General features: G+C 70.4%; 16 protein-coding genes. 10 read left to right on the top strand and 6 right to left on the bottom strand.

What is annotated here, in order from left to right; translation table 11 throughout:
- Positions 1-12 precede the first annotated feature (12 nt).
- The 3 genes from gcvH to gcvPB are packed head-to-tail and all read left to right on the top strand — an operon-like array spanning position 13 to position 3,342.
- Positions 13-381, top strand: a complete 369-nt coding sequence (gcvH, locus tag KL771_RS08095) for a glycine cleavage system protein GcvH (RefSeq protein ID WP_054360431.1) — start codon at positions 13-15, stop codon at positions 379-381.
- A 7-nt stretch (positions 382-388) separates the two neighbouring features.
- Positions 389-1,729, top strand: a complete 1,341-nt coding sequence (gene gcvPA / locus KL771_RS08090) for an aminomethyl-transferring glycine dehydrogenase subunit GcvPA (RefSeq protein WP_261968034.1) — start codon at positions 389-391, stop codon at positions 1,727-1,729.
- Between the two features lie 20 nt (positions 1,730-1,749).
- Positions 1,750-3,342, top strand: a complete 1,593-nt coding sequence (gcvPB, locus tag KL771_RS08085) for an aminomethyl-transferring glycine dehydrogenase subunit GcvPB (protein WP_261968033.1) — start codon at positions 1,750-1,752, stop codon at positions 3,340-3,342.
- Between the two features lie 104 nt (positions 3,343-3,446).
- Here gcvPB and KL771_RS08080 read toward each other — a convergent pair whose 3' ends face one another.
- Complete coding sequence (locus KL771_RS08080) at positions 3,447-4,976, bottom strand: hypothetical protein (protein WP_261968032.1); 1,530 nt, start codon at positions 4,974-4,976, stop codon at positions 3,447-3,449.
- Positions 4,977-5,147: 171 nt separating this feature from the next.
- On the opposite strand from KL771_RS08080, the gene KL771_RS08075 reads away from it, so the two are divergent.
- From KL771_RS08075 to KL771_RS08060, 4 genes are all read left to right on the top strand, one after another.
- A complete protein-coding gene (locus tag KL771_RS08075; RefSeq protein ID WP_261968031.1) occupies positions 5,148-6,947 on the top strand; it encodes a glucan ABC transporter ATP-binding protein/ permease in 1,800 nt (599 codons plus the stop codon).
- A 295-nt stretch (positions 6,948-7,242) separates the two neighbouring features.
- Complete coding sequence (locus tag KL771_RS08070) at positions 7,243-8,508, top strand: glycerate kinase type-2 family protein (RefSeq protein ID WP_261968092.1); 1,266 nt, start codon at positions 7,243-7,245, stop codon at positions 8,506-8,508.
- 119 nt (positions 8,509-8,627) lie between these two features.
- Positions 8,628-9,413: an AzlC family ABC transporter permease gene (locus tag KL771_RS08065; RefSeq protein ID WP_261968030.1), complete on the top strand. Its 786-nt coding sequence runs from the start codon at positions 8,628-8,630 to the stop codon at positions 9,411-9,413.
- Positions 9,413-9,718 (top strand): AzlD family protein, encoded by a 306-nt coding sequence (locus KL771_RS08060; RefSeq protein ID WP_261968029.1) that lies wholly within the window; start codon positions 9,413-9,415, stop codon positions 9,716-9,718. Before KL771_RS08065 ends, KL771_RS08060 begins: the two co-directional genes overlap by 1 nt.
- Here the strand turns inward: KL771_RS08060 and KL771_RS08055 are convergent.
- A complete protein-coding gene (locus KL771_RS08055; RefSeq protein ID WP_261968028.1) occupies positions 9,704-11,314 on the bottom strand; it encodes a bifunctional aminoglycoside phosphotransferase/ATP-binding protein in 1,611 nt (536 codons plus the stop codon). The genes KL771_RS08060 and KL771_RS08055 overlap by 15 nt on opposite strands.
- Positions 11,315-11,433: 119 nt before the next feature.
- Between KL771_RS08055 and KL771_RS08050 the strand changes: the two genes are divergently transcribed.
- Together KL771_RS08050 and KL771_RS08045 are read left to right on the top strand one after the other, a co-directional pair.
- Positions 11,434-11,802 carry a hypothetical protein gene (locus KL771_RS08050; protein WP_261968027.1) on the top strand — a complete coding sequence of 123 codons (369 nt, stop codon included), beginning with the start codon at positions 11,434-11,436 and terminating at the stop codon, positions 11,800-11,802.
- 116 nt (positions 11,803-11,918) lie between these two features.
- Entirely contained in the window at positions 11,919-12,365 is a 447-nt protein-coding gene (locus tag KL771_RS08045) for a PaaI family thioesterase (RefSeq protein ID WP_261968026.1), read from the top strand.
- A gap of 113 nt (positions 12,366-12,478) precedes the next feature.
- Here the strand turns inward: KL771_RS08045 and KL771_RS08040 are convergent, their stop codons facing one another.
- From KL771_RS08040 to KL771_RS08025, 4 genes are all read right to left on the bottom strand, one after another.
- A complete protein-coding gene (locus tag KL771_RS08040) occupies positions 12,479-13,207 on the bottom strand; it encodes a DUF4760 domain-containing protein (protein WP_449301120.1) in 729 nt (242 codons plus the stop codon).
- Positions 13,204-13,455: a hypothetical protein gene (locus tag KL771_RS08035; protein WP_261968024.1), complete on the bottom strand. Its 252-nt coding sequence runs from the start codon at positions 13,453-13,455 to the stop codon at positions 13,204-13,206. Before KL771_RS08035 ends, KL771_RS08040 begins: the two co-directional genes overlap by 4 nt.
- Before the next feature lie 5 nt (positions 13,456-13,460).
- Positions 13,461-14,189 (bottom strand): ArsR/SmtB family transcription factor, encoded by a 729-nt coding sequence (locus KL771_RS08030; protein ID WP_261968023.1) that lies wholly within the window; start codon positions 14,187-14,189, stop codon positions 13,461-13,463.
- A gap of 169 nt (positions 14,190-14,358) precedes the next feature.
- Positions 14,359-15,243 carry a LysR family transcriptional regulator gene (locus KL771_RS08025; RefSeq protein ID WP_261968022.1) on the bottom strand — a complete coding sequence of 295 codons (885 nt, stop codon included), beginning with the start codon at positions 15,241-15,243 and terminating at the stop codon, positions 14,359-14,361.
- Between the two features lie 62 nt (positions 15,244-15,305).
- Here KL771_RS08025 and KL771_RS08020 point away from each other — a divergent pair, with 62 nt between their 5' ends.
- Positions 15,306-15,755, top strand: coding sequence for a DUF1127 domain-containing protein (locus KL771_RS08020; RefSeq protein ID WP_261968021.1), 450 nt, complete (start codon positions 15,306-15,308; stop codon positions 15,753-15,755).
- Positions 15,756-15,787 lie beyond the last annotated feature (32 nt).

Raw genomic sequence — 15,787 nt, 5'->3', positions numbered from 1 at the left:
CGGAGCCGTCCCATGACCCTCTACACCAAAGACCACGAGTGGATCCGCATCGACGGCAACATGGCCACGATCGGCATCAGCCAGTATGCCCAGGCCCAGTTGGGCGATGTCGTCTATGTCGAGCTGCCCGAGACCGGCAAGGCGATCGACAAGGGCAAGGAGGCGGCGGTCGTCGAGTCCGTCAAGGCGGCCTCCGAGGTCTATGCCCCGATCGCCGGCACCGTCTTCGAGGTCAACGCGGCGCTGACCGACAATCCGGCCCTCGTCAACGAGGATCCGGAAGGCGAGGGCTGGTTCGTCCGGCTGCACGTCCCGCAGGGCACCGACACCGGCGACCTGATGGACGAGGCGACCTACAAGGCCTTCCTCGAGACGCTGTGAGGCCGCGATGCGCTATCATCCCCTGACCGCGACCGACCGGGCCGAGATGCTCGCCCGTATCGGCGTCCCCGGCATCGATGCACTGTTCGCCGACGTGCCGGCCGACAAGCTGCTGACCGACCTGATCGACCTGCCGCGCATGCGCGGCGAGCTGGAGGTCGAGCGCCTGATGGGCCGCATGGCCGCGAAGAATGTGCCGGCCTCGTCGGTACCCTTCTTCGTCGGCGCCGGCGCCTACAAGCACCATGTCCCGGCGACGGTGGACCACCTGATCCAGCGGTCGGAATTCCTGACCAGCTACACGCCCTATCAGCCGGAAATCACGCAGGGCACGCTGCAATATCTGTTCGAGTTCCAGACCCAGGTCGCCGAACTGACCGGCATGGAGGTCGCCAACGCCTCGATGTATGACGGCTCGACGGCGACCGGCGAGGCCGTGCTGATGGCCCACCGGCTGACCCGCCGCAACAAGGCGGTGGTCTCGGGCGGGCTGCATCCGCAATATCGCGCCGTCGTCGAGACCCTGTCCGACATGGCCGAGGATCGCGTGCAGGCCCTGCCGCCCGATCCGCTCGGCACCGAGGACATCCTGGCGGCGATCGACCGCGACACCTCCTGCGTGGTCGTGCAGTCGCCGTCCTTCTACGGGCACCTGATCGATCTCGCCCCGATCGCCGAGAAGGCGCATGCCTGCGGTGCGCTGCTGATCGCGGTCTTCACCGAGGTGGTCAGCCTCGGTCTGATCGAGCCGCCCGGCCGGCAGGGCGCCGACATCGTCGTCGGCGAGGGCCAGTCGATCGGCAATGCGCTCGGCTTCGGCGGCCCCTATGTCGGCCTGATGGCGACGCGGCAGAAGTTTCTGCGCCAGATGCCCGGCCGGCTGTGCGGCGAGACCGTCGACGCCGAGAACCGGCGCGGCTTCGTGCTGACGCTGTCGACGCGCGAGCAGCATATCCGCCGCGACAAGGCGACCTCGAATATCTGCACCAATTCGGGCCTGTGCTGCCTCGCCTTCACCATCCACATGACGCTGCTCGGAAGCGCCGGGCTGGAGCGGCTGGCGCGGCTCAACCACGAGGCCGCGATCAGGCTCGCCGATGCGCTCGGCCGGGTGCCCGGCGTCGAGGTGCTGAACGACGGCTTCTTCAACGAATTCACCGTCCGTGTGCCGGGCAATGCGGCCGCCGTGATCGAGCGGCTGGCCGAACGCGGCATCCTCGGCGGGCTCGCCGTCTCGCGCCTGGAGCCGGGCCGGGGCCTCGACGACCTGATCGTCGTCGCCGCCACGGAAGTGAACACCGACGAGGACCGCGCGGCCTACGCGCAGGCCCTGGCGGCCGTGATCTGAGCCGGGAGAGGACGAACACCATGCTGAACGACCAGGGTCGCCCCACCCGTCCCGAGGGCGCCGCCGCTGCCGAGGGCACGCCGGCGGCCACGCCGTGGACCTTCACCGGCAACCGCGCGCTGCGCGTCGAGGAACCGCTGATCTTCGAGATCGGCCGCGCCGAGACGACCGGCGTCGACCTGCCCGCGCCGGACGGCCTCGCGCCGCGGCTCGGCCGGCTCGCCCGCAAGGCGGCGCCGGACCTGCCCGGCCTGACCGAGCCGGAGGCCATGCGCCACTATGTGCGCCTGTCGCGCTCCAACTATTCGATCGATACCGGGCTCTATCCGCTCGGTTCCTGCACGATGAAGCACAATCCGCGCCTCAACGAGAAGATGGCGCGGCTGCCGGGCTTCGCCGACGTACATCCGCTGCAGCCGGTCTCGACCGTGCCGGGCGCGCTCGACGTGATCGCCGATCTGGGCGGCTGGCTGTGCCGGTTGACCGGCATGGATGCGGTCGCGATGAGCCCGAAGGCCGGCGCCCATGGCGAACTTTGCGGCATGATGGCCATCAAGGCCGCCATCCGCGCCCGCGGCGAGACGCGCAACGTGGTGCTGGTGCCGGAATCGGCCCACGGCACCAATCCGGCCACCGCCGCGCTGATCGGCATGACGGTGCGCGACGTGCCGGCCCGCGCCGACGGCACGGTCGATGTCGAGGCCGTCAAGGCCCTGCTCGGGCCGGACGTGGCGGCGATCATGCTGACCAATCCGAACACCTGCGGCATCTTCGAGCCGGAGGTGGCGGCGATCGCCGAGGCCGTGCATGCGGCCGGGGCCTATTTCTATGCCGACGGCGCGAACTTCAACGCCATCGTCGGCAAGGTGCGGCCGGGCGATCTCGGCGTCGACGCCATGCACATCAACCTGCACAAGACCTTCTCGACGCCGCATGGCGGCGGCGGGCCGGGCGCCGGTCCGGTGGTGCTGTCGTCGCGCCTCGCGCCCTTCGCGCCGCTGCCCTTCATCCACCTGGAGGAAGGCCGGCCGGTGCTGGTCGAGACCGAAGCCGGCACCGCGCCGGGCGAGACCCCGTTCGGCCGCATGACCGCGTTCCACGGCCAGATGGGCATGTTTACCCGGGCGCTCGCCTACATGCTCAGCCACGGCACGGACGGCCTGCGGCAGGCCTCGGAGGATGCGGTCCTGGCCGCCAACTACGTGCGCGCCGGCCTCGCCGACCTGATGACGCTGCCCTTCCCGGACCATCCCTCGATGCACGAGGTGCTGTTCGACGACGGCTTCCTCAAGGAGACCGGGATCACCACGCTCGATTTCGCCAAGGCGATGATCGACGAGGGTTACCATCCGATGACCATGTATTTCCCGCTGGTCGTCCACGGCGCCATGCTGATCGAGCCGACCGAGAGCGAGTCCAAGGCGAGCCTCGATCTGTTCGTCGCCACGCTGCGCGATCTCGTCCTGTCCGCCAAGCGCGGCGAGACCGAGCGCTTCACCCAGGCGCCGCGCTTCGCCCCGCGCCGCCGCCTCGACGAGACCCGCGCGGCCCGCTCGCCGAAGCTGCGCTGGGAGAAGCCGAAGCCCTGGACGGCGGCCGAGGCGGCCGAATAGGCCGTCCCGCCGATCGGCCGGCCGGTCCCGGCGCGAACGGAGCCCGCCGCACGGCGACGGGCCGTCCTCGCGATGGAAGGGATGCGGTCGTCAGGGGCGGGTCGTCAGGGGATGCGCTTGTGCACCACGGCGACCTCGTCGCCATAGATGCGGTGCCAGCCGGGCAGGTGGTCGAGAAGCGCCGCCGCCGGCTGGTCGGGGCGCAGCAGGGTCCAGCCGATCCGGCTGTCCGACAGAACCTTTTCGAGCGTGCCCGGCGTCGAGACGCCGGTCGCGGCGACATAGGTGGTCAGCCGCTCCGGACCGTAAAGCTCGGTGCGGCCGTCGATATAGGTCGGGATGCCGCGCGTGATCAGCGTGCCGCCGAACTCGTATTCGTTGAAGACCTGGCCGGTGACCCCGGCCGCTTTGGCGGCGTCGAGGGCGGCGATCGGCAGGAGATCCGGCCGCGTGGTCAGGGCGCCGAGCGCGGCCATACCGGTGAAGGCGAGCGCGGCGAGCGCCGCCGCGCCGGCCGCGTATAGGCCGAAGCCGGATAGCCGACCGCCCGTCTGATCCCCTTCCGCACGTCCCGCGCCGGCGCGCTCCGCGATCGGTTCGATCAGGATCAGCGGGGCGATCAAGCCCAGCATGGCGAGATGGCGCTCGTGCGAGACCGCCATGTCGAGGAGGCCGATCAGCAGCGCGACGCGGATCGGCGGCAGGCGGCCGGGCGACAACACCAGGGCGGCGATGCCGGCCAGGATGGCGATCTTGCCGCCGCTTAAGCGGCCGAGATCGGTCGGCGCCCATTCGGCCACGAAGGCGGCGGCGCTGCCGAGCCCGAGGACCTTGCCGGCGGCGAAGAGCGCGCCCGGTCCGTAGGCATGCGCCATGGTGGCGGCCGGCGCGAGCACCAGGATCAGCAGCCAGCCGAGCGCCGTCTCGGTGCGCCGGCCGGCGGGCGCGCGCAACAGCGCCTCCAGGCCGAAGGCCGGTATCAGGGCGAGGCCGAACAGGTAGGACCCGTGCAGATTGGCCCACAGCGCCATCAGGATGGCGGCGAAGGGGCTCGGCGCGCGGCCGTCCTCGGCGGCGCGCATCAGCACGATGGTCCAGCCGATCATCACCGGCCAGGCCAGCACATGCGGCCGGGCGAGCGTATGGCCGGCGACCAGCGTGAAGGCCGCCGCGGCGATCAGCGCGGCGATGGCCGGCGGAAGGCGGGTTGCCGCCTCGCGGGCGATCAGGGCCAGTGCGAGCGCGGCGGCGGCGGCGGCGGTCAGCGCGACCAGCGGCCAGCCGCCGGCGCGCTGGGCGGCGGCAAGGATGACCTGCGACAGCCATTCCTTCGCGATCCAGGGCGTTCCCGCCATGGTCCAGGAGGCGGTGTCGACGGTCGGGAAGCGGCCGGTCTCCAGGATGCCGGTGCCGACGAAGACGTGCCAGAGCGTGTCGGCATCCTTCAGCAGCGCCGCACCGCGCACGGTGAGCACGATCAGGGCGACGAAGAAGACCAGCGTGCCGAAGAAGCGCGGCGGCGACCGGCGCGCTGCCGCGGGCGCCATGGTCAGGGCGCGCTTCGCCCATGCCAGCACCGGCGAGCGCTCGACGAGCCCGCCGCCGTTGCCGAGATGAAGGGAACTGTCGGTCATGAAACCCTGCCGGTCGCCGTGGATCGTGGCGATCCTGGCATGGCGGCCTTCACATCACGTGAACGCCGGCGGCCTGCCGATGCGCCGACCGGTGCCGGGGCGTTGCGAATTGCGTATAGGATCGAAAAGGGCCGGCCGGATCGCCGTGCCCCGCGAGATTCGGCGGTCGCCATGCCCTTCCTGAAGATCTATGCCCGCGCCATCCAGCTGCTCGGCCCGGAGCGCGGCTTTGCCTTCGCGCTGACGGCGACCGGCATCGCGCTCGCCTTCCTGCAACTGGCCGAGCCGCTGCTGTTCGGCCGCGTCATCGACGCCCTGTCGACCGGCAAGCCGGCCATGGGGCTGGTCGGCCTGTGGGCCGGCTTCGGCTTCGCGGGTGTGGCGGCCAACATCTTCGTCGCGCTCCACGCCGACCGCATCGCCCATACCCGCCGGGTCGGCGTGATGAAGCAGTTCTTCGAGCATGTCGTCGCGCTGCCGGCCGCGTTCCATTCGCAGGCCCAGTCCGGCCGCCTGATCTCGATCATGCTGTCGGGCGCCGACAACCTGTTCGCCTTCTGGCTCGCCATGTTCCGCGAGCATCTGACCTCGATCGTGATGCTGATCGTGCTGCTGCCGACCGCGCTGTGGATCAATCTCCACATGGGCCTGCTGCTCGCCGCCCTGATGGTGATCTATATCGGCCTGAGCGCGCTGGTCGTCACCAAGACCCATTACGGCCAGGCCGAGGCCTCGCGCCACCACGCCGAATTCTCCGGTCGCGTCGGCGACGTGATCGGCAACGTCACCGTCGTGCAGAGCTTCGTCCGCCTGGCCGAGGAGACGCGCGCGCTGCAGGGGGTGATGAACAACCTGCTCAAGGCGCAGCTTCCGGTCCTGACCTGGTGGGCGCTGACCACCGTCATGACCCGCGGCGCGGCGACCATCACGATCGTCTCGCTGTTCGCGCTCGGCACTTCGCTGCACCAGCAGGGCGCGATCACGGTCGGCGAGATCGTCAGCTTCATCGGCTTTGCCACGGCGCTGATCGGCCGCCTCGACCAGCTGACCTTCTTCCTGTCCCGCCTCGTCTTCGAGGCAGCGGCGATGCGCCAGTTCTTCGACGTGCTCGACCAGAGCTCGACCATCGTCGAGAAGCCCGGCGCGACCGATCTGGCGGTCACCGCCGGTCATGTCGTGTTCGACCGGGTCAGCTTCCGCTATCCGGGCTCGGACACCGGCATCACCGACATCTCCTTCGAGGCGAAGCCCGGCGAGACCGTCGCCATCGTCGGGCCGACCGGTTCGGGCAAGTCGACCGCCGTCGCGCTGCTGCAGCGGGTGCGCGATCCCGATCGCGGCCGCATCCTGATCGACGGCCAGGACATCGCCGACGTGAAGGTCGATTCCGTGCGTCGCGCGATCGGCGTGGTGTTCCAGGATCCCGGCCTGTTCGACCGCTCGATCGCCGAGAATCTGCGCATCGGCAAGCCGGAGGCGACCGAGGCCGAGATCCGCGAGGCCGCCCGGCTGGCCGAATGCGATGTCTTCGTCACCGGCAAGCCAGGCAGCTATGATTTCCGCGCCGGCGAGCGCGGCCGGTCGCTGTCGGGCGGCGAGCGCCAGCGCCTCGCCATCGCGCGCGCCATCCTCAAGAATGCGCCGATCCTGATCCTGGACGAGGCGACCAGCGCGCTCGACACCGAGACCGAGGCCCGCATCAAGCGCGCCCTGGAGCGCCTGTCGGAGGGCCGCACCTCCTTCGTCATCGCCCATCGCCTGTCGACCATCCGCTCCGCCGATCAGATCCTGTTCATGGAGGCCGGCCGCATCGCCGAACGCGGCACCTTCGACGAACTGGTCGCCCGCGGCGGCCGTTTCGCCGCCCTGGTCGCCGCCGGCAGCCTCGACGGCGACCCGACCGCCCAATCCCTCGAAAGCCAGTACCGCGACGGCCTCCTGACCCACGCGGCGGGCGATTCCGAACGGTAAGAAGATCCCGAGCGGGAACTTGGGTTGGTGCACCGGCATCGCCTGGAGAAAATGTTCCCGTTCGGGAACACGGCTCCTGGCCACAGATAACCGCGAAGGTCTGACGGCCCCCCTTACCGCCGCCGACCATGTCGCATCGCGCGGGGCGTGGGGGCGGACTATCGTCCGGCGGCTTGACCGGGGACGGCGTTCGGGTGACACGCTCCGGGACAGGCACCATTCGAAGGATGCGCCGCAGGACCGGGCGCCGGGCAGGACCCGGAAGCCTCTGCGCCAGGGAGGAAGCCCGCTCGTGATCGCCGATCCTCGCGACCTGCTCGACCGCATGTTCCGCGCCGCCGTGGCGGCCGCCGACCCGGCGCTCCTGGTGCCCCGCTTCCTGCCGGCGCGGCCGAAGGGCCGCACCATCGTGATCGGCGCCGGCAAGGGCTCTGCCGCCATGGCGCGTGCCTTCGAACAGGCCTGGGACGGTCCGCTCGAAGGCCTCGTCGTCACCCGCTACGGCCATGGCGTGCCCTGCGATCGGATCGAGATCGTCGAGGCCGCCCATCCGGTGCCGGACGCCGCCGGCCGGGCCGCCGCCGGACGCATCCTCGAGAAGGTCCGCGGCCTGACGGCGGACGATCTGGTCGTCGCCCTGATCTCCGGCGGCGGCTCGGCCCTGCTGGCCGCACCCGCCGACGGACTGACGCTGGAGGACAAGCAGGCGATCAACCGGTCCCTGCTCCGGTCGGGCGCCGATATCGGCGAGATGAACACGGTGCGCAAGCATCTCTCCGCCGTGAAGGGCGGGCGCCTGGCCGCCGCGGCGGCACCGGCGCGCATCGCCACCCTGCTGATTTCCGACGTGCCCGGCGACGAGCCCGGCGTGATCGCCTCCGGTCCGACCGTGCCCGACCCGACCACCTTCGCCGATGCCCGCGCCATCCTCGCCCGCTACGGCATCGACGGCCCGCCGGCCGTGATCGCGCATCTGGAGCGGGCTGCCGAGGAGACGCCGAAGCCCGGCGATCCGCTCTTCGACGGCCACGAGGTGCACATGATCGCGACGCCGCAGCGGTCGCTGGAGGCGGCGGCGGCGGTCGCGCGCGCCGCCGGCGTGACGCCGCTGATCCTGTCGGACTGCATCGAGGGCGAGGCGCGCGAGGTCGCCCGCGTGCTCTGCGGCATCGCCCGCCAGGCCGCGGCCTACGGCCAGCCCGTGCCGGCGCCGGCCGCCATCATTTCCGGCGGCGAGACCACCGTCACGGTGCGGGGCCAAGGGCGCGGCGGGCGCAATGTCGAGTTCCTGCTCGGTCTTGCGGTCGCGCTGCGCGGGCTGCCGGGGGTCTGGGCGGTCGCCGGCGACACCGACGGCGTCGACGGGGCCGAGGAGGTGGCGGGCGCCTTCGTCACCCCGGACACGCTCGCCCGCGCCCGCGCGCTCGGCATCGACAGTGCCGCGAGCCTCGCCGACAATGACGGCCACGGCTATTTCGAAGCCCTCGGCGACCGGCTGGTGACCGGCCCGACGCTGACCAACGTCAACGATTTCCGCGCCCTGCTGATCCTGCCGCGCTGAAGCCCGTCCGGATCCGATCGACGGTCTGCCATGCGGAGGGCGGCGTTCCTTTGCCGACGGCAACCATCGATTCCCGTGATAATCGGGACTGTCGCTGTCGCTCCGGGGCTCCCGTCCGCATGTCCGCCGATCCTCCTCCGATCACCTGGGCCGGATGCCTGATCGGCATGCGGCTGACGCTGCCGCTGCTGCCGGGCATTACCGCCTTCTCGATGGCCTTCGGGGCGCTGGCCATGCAGAAGGGGCTGTCGCTCGGCGATGCCATGCTGATGAGCGGGCTGGTCTTCGCCGGCGCCGCCCAGATGGTTGCCATGGAAATCTGGCACGAGCCGCTGACCCTGCCGGTGGTGGTCGCGGTCTGCGGCGTCTGCGCGGCCATCAACCTGCGCCTCGTGCTGATGGGTGCCGCGCTCAGGCCCTGGTTCGGGTCGTCCTCGGCGCGGTCGGTCTATCCGTCGCTCGGCCTGATGACCGATGCCAACTGGGTGATCGCGCTGCGCTACCATGCCGAGGGCGGCAACGACCGCGGCATCTTCCTCGGCTCCGGCCTGCTGCTCTGGGTCGTCTGGACGGCCGCGACCGTGCCGGCGCATCTGTTCGGCACGTTCCTGCGCGATCCGCGCACGATCGCGCTCGATCTGGTCATGCCGATCTTCTTCGTCGTCATGCTGGTGCCGATGTGGAAAGGCCTCCGGCAGGCCATGCCCTGGCTGGTCTCCGGCCTCGTCGCCACGGCGACCTCGGCGCTGCTGCCGGGCTACTGGTTCATCCTGACCGGCGCGCTCGCCGGCTCCGTCGCCGGTGCCTTGGCTCCTCAACCCGAGCCGGCCGACCGTAGTCGCCGCCCCGAGGACCCGAGCGACAACCGCGCAGACCGGGCCGGCGGCCCGGCAAAGGGGCATTGATGGAGGACGGCCTGACGCCCCTGGTGGCCATCGTCGGTATGGCGCTGGTCACCCTGCTGCTGCGCACCGGCGGCTACCTGATCATGGGCCGGATTCCTTTGACCGGCCGGGTCCGGCGCGGGCTGGAGGCCCTGCCGGGCGCGATCATCATCGCCACCATCCTGCCGGTCGCCCTGCGCGGCGGCGTGGTGGCGATCGTCGGCCTCGCCGTCGCGGCGGTGGCGATGGCGGTGATCCGCAAGGACCTGGTCGCGGTCCTGCTCGGCGTCGGCGCCGCCGCCATGCTTCGCTCATACGGCTTCTGACACCGCCAGCCCGGCGGCCGACAGCGCCTGCCGGGCGATGCCGGCGGTCGCGTCCGGGCCGCCCGAGGCATCGATCCGGATCCAGTCGATCGGTCCGGGATCGTAGTCGGCCTGCATCCGGACCACGGCTGCGCCGGCATCGGAAGCGTCGCCCCGGCGCCCTTCGACCCGGTCCAGCCGCTCATCCGCCGGGGCCTCCAGCCAGAGCCCGAAGAAGGGCGCCTCGGCCGCGGCCGCGATCTGCGCCAGGGCGGCGCGTTCCTCGGGGCGGGCCGCAACGGCATCGACGATCACCGCCGATCCGGCTGCCAGACCGGCCCTCGCCGCCGACCGCACCGCCTCGTAGACATGGTCGCTCTCCGCGCGAGTGTAGCGCTCCGGCGGCAGCGGCGCCGTCTCGTCGACGCGCGCGACCAGCTTGCGGATCACGTCGGATCTGAGATGCAGCGCGCCCGGCCGCCGGCCGAGCCCGGGCGCGAGCGCGCGCGCCAGCGTCGACTTGCCGGTGCCCGACAGGCCGCCGACCGCGACCAGGACCGGTTCGGTCGGATCGAGCCGGGCGCCGGCATAGTCGAAATAGCGGCGCGCCTCGGCCTCGGCGGCCGCCCGGCCGGCGGCATCGAGATGCGCGGCCTTGGCGTGGGTCACCTTGGCGCGGATCGCCGCACGCATCATCAGGAAGAAGGGCAGGGCGGCGAGGCCTTCGGCATGCGAGGCGACCAATCCGGCCGGGTCCGCCGACGGATCGGCCGCCGCCTCGCGCCGGACCGTCTCGACCAGGAGCCGGTTGAGCAGCAGATTGGCCTCGGCCCGGTGGCCGGCCTCGTCGAGGTCCATCACCAGGAAGCCGGCGTCGTAGAGGAGATCGGCGGTCGCGATGGCGTCGTCGAACTCGATGGCGTCGAACGGCACCGGCCGGCCGTCGATCAGCGCCACATTGCCGGTATGCAGGTCGCCATGCAGCAGCCGGATGCGGCCGAGCCGGCCGCGCTCGGCGAGAAGATCGGCGAGCCGGCCATGCCATTGCCGCGCCGCCGCGGTCAGACCCGCCACGGCGGCGGGGGGGAAGAGATCCGGGGCGGCCCGGAAGGCGGCATCGTTCTGCTCGACATAGGCGGCGAGGTCGGCGATCCAGGGTTCGGCGGCACGGCGCGGCGCATCGGCCTCCAGGGCGGCGACGGTCGCGGCCAGGTCCTCGACCAGGGCGGCCGGCAGCGGGCCGGCGTGCAGGCGCCGGTCGAGCGTCGCGGCCTCGTCGAACCGGGTCATGACCACCAGCCATTCGGCCGGCTCGCCGGCGCCGCCGAGCGCGAGCCGGCCGTCGGCGGCCCGGGTGACGGGCACGACGCCGCGATAGATCGTCGCCGAGGGGCCGCGGTTGACCGCGATCTCGCGTCGGCAGGCCGCCTCGCGCAAGGCGAGCGTCGAATAGTCGAGGAACGGGAACCGCACCGCGCGTTTCATCTTGTAGGCGAGGGGGCCGGCCAGGAAGATCATGTTGGCGTGGGTCTCGATCACGTCGACCGGACCGTCGGCGACATGGCTGGCGGGATCGCTCAGAAAGGCCCTGATCGCATCCTGGTCGACGGTCGTCATGGTCCGGTTCCCTCGCTGCCGCGCATTCTGCCCCGGACGTATGCGAATCCGTTGACGGACATCAATGCCGCCGCCTGCCGGTATTCTATCCCGGAGACGACGGGACAGAGGAGATACCCATGAACCTGAAGAAGATCCGCCTCAATCTGGCACGCACCAAGGACCATCCCAACGGCTCCGCGCGGCACGGCTACGAATTCGTCGCCCCGCTCGATGCCGACGGCCACATCGACGCGGAGGGCTGGAAGAAGGCGCGCGAGAAGTGCCGCGTGCGTCGGTTCTGGGGCGGCGAGGAGGAGGATGTCGGCCATCTGGTGCACCGCCCGGGCGGCAGCTGGGCCTTCCGCTACGATATTGCCGGCGACGAGGACGACGAGGCCGGCTACCGCTTCGGCGCCCATGCCTTCAATGTCGGCGAATATGTCTCGATCCGCGACGAGGACGGCGACCTGCACACCTTCCAGGTCGTGACCGTGCAGCCGGTCTGACATCCGGGCCGCCGCCGGACAGATCTGCCCGAACGGCCCATGGTCCGATGGGCGGCAAACGGCTAGGAACCCCGTCGGATGCCGTCACCCCAGGCGGCGTCGGAGGGGGGATGGCCATGGCCGGACTGGAAACGCGCGATCCGAACTGGATCCAGAAGACGCTGCAGACCTTCAATTCGGCAGCCTTCATCCGCGATCTCGGCTGCCGCCTGATCGACATCGAGCCCGGCCGCGTCGTGACCGAGCTCGATCTCGCCGAGCGCCACCTGCAACAGAACGGCTACGTCCATGCCGGCGTCCAGGCGGCCATGGCCGACCACACGGCCGGCACCGCCTGCATCACCCTGACGGCCCCGAATCAGATCATCCTCAGCATCGAACTGAAGCTCAGCCTGATGGTCGCCGCGCGCGGCGAGAAGCTGATCTGTCGCGGCGAGGTGCTGAAGGCCGGCAGCCGCGTCAGCTTCGCCGAGGCCAAGGTCTACGCCGTCGAATCCGGCAGCGAACGCCTGGTCAGCCACGCGACCGTGTCGCTGGCGGTGGTCGAGAAGGAGCGGGGTTGAGGCCATCGGGCCGGTGCCCCGCACGATGAGAGACAGATATCCGACCGGCGGACTTCCGTGATCGCTGCCGCTGACTCAAAAGTCGTGGGGCTGCACCGTCCGGATGCGCCTTTTCAGAACCAACGGGGGCTCGATCGCCGCCAGTCCCCGCCGTTGGTTTCCCAGATGAAGGTTTCCTGCGGACTGAGGAAATCGGGCTTCGGACCCAGGTCGGGCATGGCAAGCCGGATGTCGCTTTCATCCGCGAAGTAAAGGAACAGCCAGACGAGATGCTGCCAGGCCCGCGGTTCTGTGCGGCGCACCTCCGCGATGACGCATCGCAGCTCCAGCACGACGCGAACGACGGCGCCGCGCAAGTTCAAGTGAACGGTTTCGAAATCGAGGTCCGTCTCGTAGCAGCCAACGGCCACGAAGTCCCAATAGTTCAGCAGCCAGTAGGCGTGATCCAAGAACGTATCGGACCCCTCGGGCTTGGGCTTGCGATCTTTCAGGTCGTCATAGTTGAGCCGTCGGGAAAGGGCTCTGCGCAAGTCCAGAATAGCCGCCGAGTGCAGACCGTAGGTTTGACTGTTGAAGCGAGTCTGCGAGATGAACGTGATGGTATGCTGCTTTCTCGCATTGAGTTTGTTCATTCGCGCATTGATGGCAAACGCGATATAGGCGATGAACGCAGCAAGAACCGACGAAATGGAAGACCAATTCGGCTGTGACGCATCCGCCGTGTAATAGCAGACCGTAATCCCGGCCGCGGCCGAGGCGAGGCCGAGAATTATCAGAAAGAGATCAAACTTCCGAGCGGCCCGCGACCGGTAAGGTCCCTGTCGCGCCCTCGGACCACTCACCGGAATCCAACGCCTTCGATCATGATCCACCTCGTTCGGTTGCACCAAAAGTAGGTCTGCGCGATCGAAAGATCAAGAAGCCGCTCCGCCGCCCTCTTCATGGCGGCTGGGGAGAGGTTGTCGAGCGCGTGCCCGATCTGGCCGGTAAGTGCGTCCATGACCGCCGTGGCATGGTACCAGGAGCGCAGGATCCCGATCACGATCCCATCCCGATTCAGATCCGGATCCTGGTTCGGCTCGGCCGCCATCCGCCTCACGACCCGGTGCCGCGGATGGCGGCGCGTTGTCCGGTCGGCTGCGCCAACCGGTCGAGAAAGCCGGCCCACAGGCGCTGGCCGTTCGGGGTGAAGCCGAGGGCCCGGCTGCCCGGCTCGCGGCGCGCCCAGTCGCGCGCGACGACCATCCGGAGCACGGCCGCGCCCAGCGCCCCGGCGAGATGGTCGCGCCGCTCGCTCCAGTCCACGCAGGCCCGGCAGGCCGGGCGGTTCCGCGTCTCCAGCGTGCCGACATCCAAGCCCACCGCCAGGAAGGCGCCGGCGCCGGACGCCGTCAGCGCCAGTCCGTCCGGCCCGAAGGCCAGATGTCCGGCCGCCGCCAGGGTATCGAACAGGTCGGTGCCGGCCTTGCCGGCCAGATGGTCGTAGCAGATGCGCGCCTGCCGCAGGGCCGCGTCGCGCGGTCCGGGCCGGGTCCGCAACTGCCCGAGCCGCGCGGCGGTGCCCATCAGGCTTTCGATCGCCTCCGCCACCGGAGCGCCGGCCAGCCGGAAATAACGGTGCCGCCCCTGCACGGCCATCACCACGATGCCGAGCGCGCGCAGATGGGCGAGATGGGCGCTCGCCGTCGGCGGCGTGATGCCGGCCTCGCGGGCGAGTTCCCCGGCCGACAGGGCCAGCCCCGACATCAGCGCGTCGAGCATGCCGGCCCGCGCGGGATCGCCGATCGCCGCGGCCAGGGTTGCGATATCGGGTCCTTCTCTCATGCTCCCGATCCTACGCCTGGATGCGCCCCGATGCTTCGGGCGCGACCGAACCGTCGCCGGTCGCCGCGGCGCCATGGTGTGCCGGCCGGACCGGATGGGCCGCCCGGCAGCAACGGCGAGGGATTGAGTGATCCATCACCAGACTGCATCCGGGCGCCGAAGGTGCCCGCTATTCCGCCGCCATCATGGCGGCCGGGGAGAGGTTATCGAGCGATTGCACGATGTGGCCGGCAAGCGCGTCCATGACCGGCGAGGTATGGTGCCAGGAGCGCAGGAGCCCGATCTCGATCGGGGCGAGGCGCGGGAAGCCGTCGGCCTCGGTCAGGACGCGCATGCCCGGCCGGAGCGCCGATTCCGGCACCACCGAGACGGCGAGGCCGGCCAGCACGGCCGCGCCATAGGCGGTCGCGTTCCAGCTGACCAGCACCAGCCGGTGCCGGCGGCCGACCGTCTCCAGGGCCTCCAGGGCGGCGCGGCGCCAAGTGCAGATCGGGCGGCCGAGCGCGAGCGGCAGCGGATCGGCCTCGTGGGTGGCGTGGCGCTGCGAGGTGACCCAGAGCAGCGGCTCGCGCCGGACCACCTCGGCCGGTCCGAGCGCGCGCACATGGGTGATGATCGCCACGTCCAGTTCGTCCTCGCGCATCATGGTGACGAGGTCGGTCGTCGGCGCGCAGATGACGGTCACCTCGGCGCGCGGATGCGAGCGGGCGAAGCGGGCCGGGATTTCCGGCAGGAAGCGGTCGGCATAGTCGTCCGGCGTGCCGAGCCGGACGCGGCCGGTCAGCTCCGCCTCGGCGAAGGCGGCGAGCGTCTCGTCGTTGAGCTTGACCATGCGGCGGGCATAGGCGAGCAGCCGTTCCCCGTCCGGCGTCAGCCGCGACTGGCGTCCGTCGCGGGCGAACAGCGCCTTGCCGATCCGCTCCTCCAGCCGGCGGATCTGCATGGAAACCGCCGATTGCGTCTTGTGGACCACGTCGGCCGCCTTGGTGAAGCTGCCGCTCTCGCAGATCGCCACGAAGGTCTTCAACTGGTCGAGATCCAGGATGCCGCCCATGGTGCTGCCTATCCATCAAGTCCGGTGAAGTTTGAGATTAGAAACATTCGTTGGACTAATCAATGCGCGATCCGCATGGTGTGTCCGTCACCCTTAACGCCAACCCCAAACCAGACCCCCGCGCGGATTTCGCCGCCGGGGCCGGAGTCGTCTCGCGATCTCGAAAGGAGCGCATCATGCATATGGCAGAAATCGCAACTCGTCCCCTTCACCGGCTCGGCGGTGGCGCCGCGGCTGTCGTCCGCGGGGCCGTGTCGGTGGTCGCAAGCCTGGTGCGGTCCTGGCGAAACCGTCGGGTCGTCGGCGACCTGCTCGAGTTCGACGACCGGATGCTGGCCGATATCGGCCTGATGCGCGGCGACGTGACCGCGGCCCTGTCCTCGCCGACCGGTACCGATCCGAGCACCCGGCTGCGCATCTTCGCGGTCGAGCGGCGCGCGGGCCTTCGCGCCCAGGCGATCGAGCGCGAGGCGCAGCGCGCCGCCCGGCTCACCGGTGAAGCGGTCGAGTAAACCCCATAAGCGCGGGTCGTTCCCCCGCATCC

Source organism: Prosthecodimorpha staleyi (genome assembly GCF_018729455.1).
Classification (GTDB): domain Bacteria; phylum Pseudomonadota; class Alphaproteobacteria; order Rhizobiales; family Ancalomicrobiaceae; genus Prosthecodimorpha; species Prosthecodimorpha staleyi.
This window is presented reverse-complemented; position numbering and strand designations above follow the sequence as displayed.

Bases quoted from the DNA above. Each gene is read 5' to 3' on its own strand.
- KL771_RS08065 (WP_261968030.1), top strand. From the start codon at position 8,628: ATGTCCGCCGATCCTCCTCCGATCACCTGGGCCGGATGCCTGATCGGC.
- KL771_RS08035 (WP_261968024.1), bottom strand. From the start codon at position 13,455: ATGGCGGCCGAGCCGAACCAGGATCCGGATCTGAATCGGGATGGGATC.
- gcvPA (WP_261968034.1), top strand. From the start codon at position 389: ATGCGCTATCATCCCCTGACCGCGACCGACCGGGCCGAGATGCTCGCC.
- KL771_RS08020 (WP_261968021.1), top strand. From the start codon at position 15,306: ATGCGCGATCCGCATGGTGTGTCCGTCACCCTTAACGCCAACCCCAAA.
- KL771_RS08080 (WP_261968032.1), bottom strand. From the start codon at position 4,976: ATGACCGACAGTTCCCTTCATCTCGGCAACGGCGGCGGGCTCGTCGAG.
- KL771_RS08055 (WP_261968028.1), bottom strand. From the start codon at position 11,314: ATGACGACCGTCGACCAGGATGCGATCAGGGCCTTTCTGAGCGATCCC.
- KL771_RS08025 (WP_261968022.1), bottom strand. From the start codon at position 15,243: ATGGGCGGCATCCTGGATCTCGACCAGTTGAAGACCTTCGTGGCGATC.
- KL771_RS08045 (WP_261968026.1), top strand. From the start codon at position 11,919: ATGGCCGGACTGGAAACGCGCGATCCGAACTGGATCCAGAAGACGCTG.
- KL771_RS08075 (WP_261968031.1), top strand. From the start codon at position 5,148: ATGCCCTTCCTGAAGATCTATGCCCGCGCCATCCAGCTGCTCGGCCCG.
- KL771_RS08030 (WP_261968023.1), bottom strand. From the start codon at position 14,189: ATGAGAGAAGGACCCGATATCGCAACCCTGGCCGCGGCGATCGGCGAT.
- gcvPB (WP_261968033.1), top strand. From the start codon at position 1,750: ATGCTGAACGACCAGGGTCGCCCCACCCGTCCCGAGGGCGCCGCCGCT.
- KL771_RS08060 (WP_261968029.1), top strand. From the start codon at position 9,413: ATGGAGGACGGCCTGACGCCCCTGGTGGCCATCGTCGGTATGGCGCTG.
- gcvH (WP_054360431.1), top strand. From the start codon at position 13: ATGACCCTCTACACCAAAGACCACGAGTGGATCCGCATCGACGGCAAC.
- KL771_RS08050 (WP_261968027.1), top strand. From the start codon at position 11,434: ATGAACCTGAAGAAGATCCGCCTCAATCTGGCACGCACCAAGGACCAT.